Origin of the sequence: Vibrio sp. M260121, from assembly GCF_036533715.1 — a bacterium.
GTDB lineage: Bacteria > Pseudomonadota > Gammaproteobacteria > Enterobacterales > Vibrionaceae > Vibrio.
In genome coordinates this window covers 1-805 of record NZ_JATABF010000110.1, presented here as the reverse complement: position 1 = coordinate 805, position 805 = coordinate 1, and the positions used below count along the sequence as shown (strand labels likewise).

Genomic DNA, 805 nt, shown 5'->3' with positions numbered 1-805 from the left:
TTTTACCAACTTTGGCTACGCACCTAACAAGCAATTTAAGAGGGATTCACAACGCTTGGCATTTTTGCTTCTACTTCAAATTTAGTGTTTATGGCACAATGGCTTAGGTTTGGGTGGAGGCGTTGTTCACCCCTTAATTGGGCGTTATAGCTCAGGGACAGCATGAAGTATAAGTTAATTAAATCAATGGCTCACAACTTCACTCACTCATTTGTTGGTGGGTGCAACTATGTTGATGACGCATTTATATTTGAAGATTTATATACTTTAGCTCGCCTGAACAAAGGTAAGCCAGTTCAGATTTCTTGGGTTCCAGTTCGTACAGAGGAGTTGTTTAGGCTTACTCCGAGAATTAGAAAATCAATAGGTTACTACCGAGAATGGCTTCCTAAACATGCAGCTAGTCACAATGTTTCCTTAGATCGCCTTAAAGAGTTTTATCTCCAAGTCTACATGGCTGAAAATCATCAGGTGTATGTTAAAGCCGTTACAGTTGATGACCGGGGTAAGAGAGTTGAGCAATACGTTTACGCTTGAGCTATAACAAGCAATTTAAGAGGGATTCACAACGCTTGGCACTTTTGCTTCTACTTCAATTTTGGTGTTTATGGCACAATACTTTAGGTTTGGGTGGAGGCGTTGTTCACCCCTTAATTGGGCGTTATGTGTATTTTTGCATAATCTGCCCTACACTAGAATAGCGATAGTTCCTTGTTACTCTTAATTATTGTGACGACGAGAGGTGTGTTATGTCTGAAGAGAAAGAGGTTGTTATAGATAGTGGGGAAAGAGATTCGAAAGGTTC

Annotated in this window: 1 protein-coding gene; it reads left to right on the top strand. The window is 40.2% G+C overall.

Features of this window, described 5'->3' with window-relative positions:
* Positions 1-162: 162 nt before the first annotated feature.
* Complete coding sequence (locus tag QTO06_RS25300) at positions 163-537, top strand: hypothetical protein (RefSeq protein WP_038970044.1); 375 nt, start codon at positions 163-165, stop codon at positions 535-537.
* Positions 538-805 lie beyond the last annotated feature (268 nt).

Excerpts from the sequence above, each read along its gene's own strand:
- QTO06_RS25300 (WP_038970044.1), top strand. The coding sequence starts at position 163 with ATGAAGTATAAGTTAATTAAATCAATGGCTCACAACTTCACTCACTCA.